The 8,254-nt window shown below is 32.7% G+C and carries 10 protein-coding genes; 4 read left to right on the plus strand and 6 right to left on the minus strand.

From position 1 onward, the window contains the following. The first annotated feature begins 198 nt into the window (after positions 1 to 198). Genes ACWIUX_RS01170 through ACWIUX_RS01180 form a run of 3 tightly spaced genes read left to right on the plus strand, consistent with a single transcriptional unit; the run spans position 199 to position 2,049 of the window. Positions 199 to 633 carry a hypothetical protein gene (locus ACWIUX_RS01170; RefSeq protein WP_448588890.1) on the plus strand — a complete coding sequence of 145 codons (435 nt, stop codon included), beginning with the start codon at positions 199 to 201 and terminating at the stop codon, positions 631 to 633. Positions 634 to 643: 10 nt separating this feature from the next. Then, entirely contained in the window at positions 644 to 1,612 is a 969-nt protein-coding gene (locus tag ACWIUX_RS01175; protein WP_448588891.1) for a sulfite exporter TauE/SafE family protein, read from the plus strand. Positions 1,613 to 1,638: 26 nt separating this feature from the next. Beyond that, entirely contained in the window at positions 1,639 to 2,049 is a 411-nt protein-coding gene (locus ACWIUX_RS01180; RefSeq protein WP_448588892.1) for a universal stress protein, read from the plus strand. 4 nt (positions 2,050 to 2,053) lie between these two features. Here ACWIUX_RS01180 and ACWIUX_RS01185 read toward each other — a convergent pair whose 3' ends face one another. Together ACWIUX_RS01185 and selD are read right to left on the minus strand one after the other, a co-directional pair. After that, the gene (locus tag ACWIUX_RS01185) at positions 2,054 to 3,190 is read right to left on the minus strand and encodes an ABC transporter permease (RefSeq protein WP_448588893.1); all 1,137 of its coding nucleotides are present in this window, start codon (positions 3,188 to 3,190) and stop codon (positions 2,054 to 2,056) included. Further along, positions 3,187 to 4,251 (minus strand): selenide, water dikinase SelD, encoded by a 1,065-nt coding sequence (gene selD / locus ACWIUX_RS01190; protein ID WP_448588894.1) that lies wholly within the window; start codon positions 4,249 to 4,251, stop codon positions 3,187 to 3,189. The genes ACWIUX_RS01185 and selD overlap by 4 nt, the downstream gene beginning before the upstream one ends. 142 nt (positions 4,252 to 4,393) lie before the next feature. Between selD and ACWIUX_RS01195 the strand changes: the two genes are divergently transcribed. Then, positions 4,394 to 4,969 (plus strand): methyltransferase family protein, encoded by a 576-nt coding sequence (locus ACWIUX_RS01195; protein ID WP_448588895.1) that lies wholly within the window; start codon positions 4,394 to 4,396, stop codon positions 4,967 to 4,969. Here ACWIUX_RS01195 and ACWIUX_RS01200 read toward each other — a convergent pair whose 3' ends face one another. The 4 genes from ACWIUX_RS01200 to ACWIUX_RS01215 are packed head-to-tail and all read right to left on the minus strand — an operon-like array spanning position 4,970 to position 7,813. Then, positions 4,970 to 5,707, minus strand: coding sequence for an ABC transporter ATP-binding protein (locus tag ACWIUX_RS01200; RefSeq protein ID WP_448588896.1), 738 nt, complete (start codon positions 5,705 to 5,707; stop codon positions 4,970 to 4,972). Next, positions 5,692 to 6,585 (minus strand): ABC transporter ATP-binding protein, encoded by an 894-nt coding sequence (locus ACWIUX_RS01205; RefSeq protein ID WP_448588897.1) that lies wholly within the window; start codon positions 6,583 to 6,585, stop codon positions 5,692 to 5,694. Before ACWIUX_RS01205 ends, ACWIUX_RS01200 begins: the two co-directional genes overlap by 16 nt. Then, positions 6,582 to 7,580 (minus strand): HlyD family secretion protein, encoded by a 999-nt coding sequence (locus ACWIUX_RS01210; protein WP_448588898.1) that lies wholly within the window; start codon positions 7,578 to 7,580, stop codon positions 6,582 to 6,584. The genes ACWIUX_RS01205 and ACWIUX_RS01210 overlap by 4 nt, the downstream gene beginning before the upstream one ends. Positions 7,581 to 7,597: 17 nt before the next feature. Next, on the minus strand, positions 7,598 to 7,813 hold the full coding sequence (locus tag ACWIUX_RS01215; protein ID WP_448588899.1) for a hypothetical protein: 216 nt from the start codon (positions 7,811 to 7,813) through the stop codon (positions 7,598 to 7,600). Positions 7,814 to 8,254: the final 441 nt, after the last annotated feature.

Raw genomic sequence — 8,254 nt, forward strand, 5'->3', positions numbered from 1 at the left:
ATTTGAGTAAGTGCAATTCATTACAACGTAAATTTCGTACTTTTTTTTTGAATCATAACTAAAATATATAAATTTAATAAAAATATGTTATAATTGACCTAAAGAACTATTACACTTTGTAAGTGTTTTTACTATATATCTAGGTTAGAAAAGCACTATTATTTTAATGAGGGGAAACTAAATTGAAGGGAGATGTGGATGATGGACAAAACTGCAGTTAATGTTGGACAAAGTATTGAAACGCCGATCGATCAAAAGCGATACGCAGTAGTTCTTAAGTGGTTGGCAAGGATTGGTCTTTTTGCTATTTTATTTACCTTTTTTATCTATCTTTCTGGGTTAATTTCTCCAGTAATTCCTCTTGATAAACTACCTCGTTTGTGGATAAAAAGTTCTTCTCTATTAAATGAAAGTTTTGGGATTTCGACAGGGTGGGGATGGATTAATTTAATTTATAAGTCTGATATGATGGCAAAAGCAGCGCTTACCTTTTTGGCCTGTATACCAATCTTGTGTTATTTTTCAGTTTTACCAATATATATTAAGAAAAGAGAATTTGCAATGATTTTCATAGTAATACTAGAGATATCTATTCTTTTATTAGCATCTAGTGGATTTCTCAAAGTAGAATAGGAGGTATTTTGTGAACTTTTCAAGAAATTTAGTGTTTTTTTACGCTTTTTCCATCTCTTTATTTTTTGTATTTTTTTTAGCGACTAATGCATTTGCCGCAAAGGATATAATCCTTGCTGAGGAGACATCAATTGGAATTCCTTGGTGGATATGGCCATTGTCTCTATTCGTTTTTTGTTTTGGATTAGGAATTATAGCGGTTTTGGCAGGTGTTGGGGGAGGTGTTCTATTTGTGCCAATCCTTGGTACATTTTTTCCATTTCATATGGATTTTGTAAGGGGTGCTGGTTTGATGGTAGCCTTAGCAGGTTCACTTTCTGCAGGTCCTGGTCTTTTAATGAGAAATCTCGCTTCTCTGAGACTTTGTATGCCTATGGCCTTGATTGCGTCAATTTCTTCTATTATGGGTGCAATGGTTGGGTTAGCTTTACCTCAAAATATAGTAAGAATTGCATTGGGATTAGTTATTCTTGCAATTTGTTTCGTACTTCTTACTTCCAAGAGATCTGAATTTCCTGAAATAACTAAGCGTGATAAAATTGCTCAGATTCTTGGTATATATGGTGTTTACTATGAAATTACACAAAGAAAGAATATCAACTGGCAAATTCAAAACTCTCATATTGGTTTTTTATTGTTTTTTATAGTTGGTTTTATTGCTGGGATGTTTGGATTGGGTGCAGGTTGGGCTAATGTCGCAGTATTCAATTTAATTCTTGGCGCGCCCTTAAAGATATCGGTAGCATCCAGCAACTTCTTATTATCTATTACTGATACGTCAGCTGCTTGGATATATCTAAACAACGGTGCTGTTCTTCCTATTATTGCGGTACCATCGGTGGTTGGTATGATGCTGGGTTCTCAGGTAGGCGTAAGATTACTTGCTCGCACCAAGCCCAGAATCGTAAGATGGTTAGTTATCATTTTGCTTTCTTTATCCGGTTTGATGAGCATTCTCAAAGGGTTTGCAATTATATAATCTTCTCTGAGGGAGTAGGAGGGACAATGTTTAAAAAGATATTGTGTGCAGTTGATTCAACACATAAAAGGTATGATGTCGTGAATGTTGGTTATAAGTTAGGAAAATTAACTGGTGGGAAAATTATACTTTTGCACGTTATTGAAATGCCAACACAGGTTGTCGATCTTAATCCAGATGTCGAGGAGGCTGGATATAAAAAGGCTAGTGCACTTATAGATGAGTTAAAAAAAGAGATAAAAGATCCAGATATTATAGACGAAATTGCAATTCAAGAAGGAGAAAATCCCTCAATAGAGATTTATAATACTGCAAAAAAATTTAATGTTGACTTGATAGTATTAGGTAGAAAAACTGGTTTTGAGGCATCTATCATGCATCACTCCATTGCCAGATTTTTGATTGAAAAGTCGAAGGTTCCACTACTTATTGTTTAAAGCATCAGGACTTTCTTTTAAGTAAGAACCTTGATATATTTAAAGCAATTATGATATATAGGATTAAACCCATTTCCCATCGCCACAGTTCGAAGAAGCCTAGACCCTTTAAAATGATGCCTCTTACTATTACTAAAAAGAATGTAGCTGGTGCGATATAGCTTAAATAATATATTATTCCTGGCATGGCTTCTCTTGGGAACATAAAGCCGCTCAGCAAGAAGATAGGTACCATAAGAAAGAATGACATTTGGAGAGCCTGCTGTTGGTTTTTTGCTAGAGTAGATATTATATATCCTAGACTAAGATTAGCCAATATGAAGGGCAGGGCAAATATATAAAGTAAAAGGATATTACCCTTAATATGAAGATTGAAAAGCGCTACTGCAGCTACTATGACAAGAGTCATTTGAGTATATCCAATAATTGCATAAGGCATCACTTTTCCAATAGTTAGTTCTATTGGTCTAAGAGGAGTAATTATTAGTTGTTCGTATGTGCCTCTTTCCTTTTCTCTCACAATTGCCATGGCTGTTAAAACTAATGTTGATAGACTTATTAGAACAGCTATAAGCCCAGGTACAAGAAAGTATGTTGATAAGAGATCGGGGTTATACCAGGCCCTCACGTCCACTTCAAAAGGATTTTTATTGGGCAGTATTATTCCGTTTTGTTGAAGTTTTTTCGTCAATATTTCTTGATTTTCTATCAGTCCTATCATTTGAGATGCCGATAGGGCAGAGCTTGATGACATAGGGTCTGATGCGTCAATTATTACTAATATTTGGCTTGGCTTATTACCTAATATATTTGACTCAAGTTTAGGTGGAATAATAATTCCGACCTTTGCTTGACCATCATCTATTGCTTCTCCAACTGCATTAGAACTGTTTACAAATTTCTTTATATCAAAATATTGCGAACTTTGAAATTTGTATAATATATCCCTTGACATTGTAGACCTTGATTGATCGAACACAACAGTAGATTGATGCTTTACATCTGTGTTTATTGCATACCCGTACAAAATAAGTTGTATTAAAGGTATAGCGATGGCTGTTGTAAAAGTAACCCTATCTCTAAAGAATTGAATGAATTCCTTAGCAAATACAGCCCATATCCTTTTAAGTGATGCCCTCATCTAAATGTTCCTTCTTTAAAAACAATTGTCCCAGAACTAAACGCAGAGTCCTTTTTTACTATCCCTATTATGTGTGCATCAACTCCATTACTTTTCAGAAATCCCAACACATCGTCTACAATATCTGCATTATAGGTGGACAGCAAGCCACCGGATGTTTGTGGATCATAAATAACATATCTGTAACTTTCATTTATTTTGCCTATTTCAACTACATTTTCTTTGTAAAAATCAATATTAGCAAATATTCCTGCTGGTAAAACACCCTCATCGGCCAGTTCTAAAACTTTCTCGAAAATAGGCAATGATTTAGAGAATATTTCAAAAACTACATTACTAGATTTCGCAATATTTATTGCATGACCGACTAGCCCAAAACCTGTAACATCTGTACCCGATGTTGCATGAAACCTTTTTTGCGCTTCGCCTGCAAAGTAATTTAGTTCTTGCATAGAAATAAGCGCATCTTGCATATCTATTTCATCAATTAGATCAATTTTTAGAGCTGAAGTAAGTATTCCTGTGCCAAGTGGTTTTGTAAGGACTATAATGTCGCCCGGTTTTGCTTTGCTGTGAGTAATCAGCTCATCCCTTTTTGCAATTCCAGTAACGCTTAAACCATATTTAAGTTCTAAATCATCTACACTGTGTCCACCAAGTATTAATGCACCGGCTTCTTTTATTTTTTCGTGGGAACCTCTAAGTATTTCATTTATTACGTCAAGTCCTATATCGTATTTTGGGAAGCCGAGAATATTTAACGCTGTTATTGGCTTAGCCCCAACTGCATATAGATCAGAGAGGGAATTTGCGGCTGCAATCTTGCCGTATAAATTAGGATTATTTACTATAGGAGGGAAAAAGTCAACAGATTGGACGATAGCTAAGTCGTCTTTTATTACAAAAGCTCCTGCGTCATCAAGGCCATCAGAGTTAAAAATTAGGCCAGGATGCTCAAATTTTGGTAAGTCTTTTAGAACCTCACCTAGGTCCTTTGGATTAAGTTTCGCTGCTCAGCCAGCGCAACGAACTAAAGAAGTAAGCTTTGGGAAAGTGTTCACTTTTTCACCTCCTCTGAGAATAATCTTTATCTATAAATTATACAAAGAAAAAAATAATAATTATAAAATTTACTATTAGGAACCATTTTGATATATAATTAATACATGAATTTATATTATATATCTTTTATCAAATACAAAAGTGTTTAGTCTTGCTTACTCAAACATTTTAAATCAACTTTTAGTCTTTATATGGCCTCTAATACCTTTGTATTGGTTATTTGTTCATTTTTTTACCAACTTTGCAAAAAAAATTAAATTTTTAACATTTATATTAATAATTGTATTATATATTCCATATTTATACTTTTTGGTCAACAATCAAAATTTATTAAATACGTACATACCAATTGCCCTTCCTTTAAAATTGCTCGGTTTTTTTATATTTTTTGTTGGAGCCTTTCTCCAGCTCTTAACTTTACTAATATTAAAGGGTAGAATTCTTGGTTTGAATGAATTTATTTTAGAAGATCCTGGTAATCTAGAGACAAGACTTATCTATAAATATATGAGACATCCAACATATCTTTCGCATTTCTTTATGTTTTTTGGGATATTTCTTATCAGTGGGGGAGTTTCTTCTCTTGTTGTGAGTATATTTGACTTTTTAATAAATAATTTTTTGGTGATTCCTTTTGAGGAAAGGGAGCTTACAAAGAGATTTGGCTCTAAATATGAATCTTACAAGAAGAGGGTTAAAAGATACTTCTTTATATAATTAATTGTTCATAAACCATAAAAATGCGTCTTCTAGATTTCCAACTTTATGTGATTTTTCAAAATATATCCTTTTTGCGTTGTTTGGAGTTCCTATAAACTTTAATTTTCCCGAAAAAATAAATCCTATCTCATTACAAAATTCAGCTTCGTCCATATAATGTGTTGTAACCAAAACTGTTCTGCCTTTCCTTGCATAACTGTAGATGGAATCCCAAAAGTCTATTCTCGCATCTGGATCTACACCGCTTGTTGGTTCATCAAGAACCAAAATATCTGGCTCGTGAAGAATTGCGGTGCAAAATGCGACCCTTTGTTTAAGGCCTCCGATATCTCTTACCATAGCATTTTTTACTTCTTTCAGGTTGTATGATTCCAATAAAAAGTCTATTCTTTTTTCTAATTCCTTTCCGGAATAGCCATATATAGAACCGTAAAAGATCATGTTTTCAACAACCTTTAGATCATTATAAAGAGAAAACTTTTGAGACATGTAGCCTAGTTTCTCTTTAGAGAATTTTTCTATATCTTCTCCGAATATCTTTATTCTGCCACTTGTTTTACTAATAAGTCCAAGAATAAGTCTTATTGTTGTTGTTTTTCCAGCTCCATTAGGTCCTAAAAAACCAAAAACTGCCCCCTTTTTTATTGAAAAACTGATGTTGTCCACCGCAGTAAAATTTCCAAATTTTTTCGTTAAGTTTTCAACTTCAATTGCATTCTCTACTTCGATTGCCATAAATAAACATCTTCCAGGTCTGGTTCATCTAATTCTACTGTTCTCTTATTAAGAGAGATCTTTTCTAAGATTTTGTTGAAATCTATGTCTTTGTGCAATAATAATCTAATGTGGTCACTTTTAAGCCAGCATTTAAAATCGAGTTTACTTTTCTTTAAATCAAAGTAAAAATCTTGCAAATTTTCACCCAATATTTTATACGTTAAAAAATCAAGATTTTTAAGGATTTCATGTGGGTTTCCAGTTAAAACTACTTCACCCTCTTTAATAAAAACTACCCTGTCTGCTAAATTTCCTTCTAAAAAATATGGAGTAGTTATTATAATTGTTTTTCCTGAATTTGAAAGTTCTCTTAAGAGTTTCCAGATATCTCTCCTTGAAGCAGGATCTACACCAACGTTTGGTTCATCTAATAATAACACTGGTGGATTGTGTATTAGAGCGCAACCGATAGCAAGTCTACTTTTCATTCCACCGGAAAGGGCTTCTGCAAATCTGTGTTTAAAATTTTTTAGACCTATGAAATCTAGTATAAATTCTTCCCTTTGTTTAAGTTCGTTGTCTGATAGTGAATAGAGATTCCCAAAAAATCTTATATTTTCGCTAACAGAAAGATCTTGATAAAGAGAAAAATCTTGCGCTTTATAGCCTATAAGTTCTCTTGTTGTAGAAATGTTTTTTGTGGTATCAATTTCGTTTACCAGAACCTTGCCTGAGTCTGGGCGTATTATGCCAATAATAATTTTTATTAAAGTAGTTTTACCTGAACCGTCAGGACCAAGAATTGCTAAAATTTCCTTTTTACTTACATTCAGATTGATGTTTTTCAGTACTACTTTGTCATTAAAGCTTTTGTATAAATTAACAATTGAAATCATTTGGCTTTTTCTATTAACACATCTGCTGGCATTCCAGGTTTTAAAATGCCTTCTGGATTATCAATTTTTACCTTAACCCAAAACATATATTTTACCCTTTCATCCTTAGTTTGTATAAATTTAGGGGTATACTCTGCCTTGTCAGATATTGCTTCCACATAGCCACTAAAATTTTTATTTGGAAATGAATCGACTTTTATAATACAGGGTGCTTTTAACTTAACAAAACCAATATCTTGTTCGCTTACATATACTTTCACGTATGTGCTGTTTAAATCGTATAAGGTTAGTACAGGAGTTCCAGAGGAAACAAATTCTCCAACTTCTGAATCCTTGGAAAAAACAACGCCGTCAATGGGTGAATAGATCTTTGTATATCCCAAGATTGTTTTTGCCTGTTCAACTTGGGATAGGCTTGCTTTATAGGCTTCTTTAGCTGATTCAACCTCTTCCTGCCTGTATCCAGACTCCAGCTCTCTGAGTTTTTGTTCGCTTGATCTTAAGGCCTCTTTTGATGCAAGATAAATGCTCTTAATATTATCGAAACTTGATGCTGGAATGGCATCCTCCTTATATAGCTTTTCATATCTAATATAATCACTTTTTGCTTTTTCAAATTCAGCAAGTTTTGCATCTCTATCGGCTTCAGCTATCTTTATATCCTGGATTCTATATCCTGAAATATATTGATCGTACAGGGCTTTTGCCTTGTTCATATTATGTATTGCGGCATCTAAAGAATCTTCAAGATCTTTTCTTGAAAGGGTTGCAAGCAGTTCCCCCTTTTTTACTTTATCTCCCTCACTAACTTTGATTGAAGATAATGTGCCGTAAATTTGAAATGAAACGTTGTATTGATCTGCCTCAATATTGCCAGAAACATCCAAATAATTACTTACTGGTTTTCTATTAATTACAATCCAATATATGCTAACACAAACTACTACTATTATTAGGCTTAAAATAATTAACCTTTTTTTGTTTTTGTTTTTCAAAAACTCACCTTAATCTATTATTTTGAATCTATTATATCATCCCATAATGTTTGTTTTTCAGTAAGTAGAATGTTATTTAATTCTAAGCCTTCTAATGATAATTCAAATTCAATTTTATAACCTTTTTTTGTTCGGTAGTTAAAGCATTCAATTTCTGGAAAGGTAATACATTTAGGAATTCCAACAACAGATGACCATCTCAGTGTTTCTCCATTCCTAAGTGAAATTTTCATTATAAACCCCTTTAAAAAATTATTTTTAATTTAGATGTTATAATCTTGATTAGGCTTTGTATATCGCTCAAAAGGGGTTATTTGACTGGTTTTGAAGTATTATTTATCTTTTATTACAAAAGAAAAGATTTACTTATCTTTTTTGTTAAGTTTGTTATTTGTTGTTTTATGGCTGTTTTTTCTTAATGGACCCTTTTTATATGTGGTGGCGGATCGGTGGCATATCTCTCATGATATTTTATTTAGGATTTTTTTGTTTACACAATCTATAACTTTACTATTTCTAATTAAATTTTTCGAAAATAAGCACATTCTCTTAACGATTAATTATATTACTAAAATTTCTTCTGCTTTTTTTTCTATTTCTTTATTAACACTTTTTTTTGGGTATTTAATAATAAATTTTTGCTTTTTACCAATTATCTTAATAATTTTTAACTC

It is taken from the genome of Thermodesulfobium sp., from assembly GCF_053498235.1.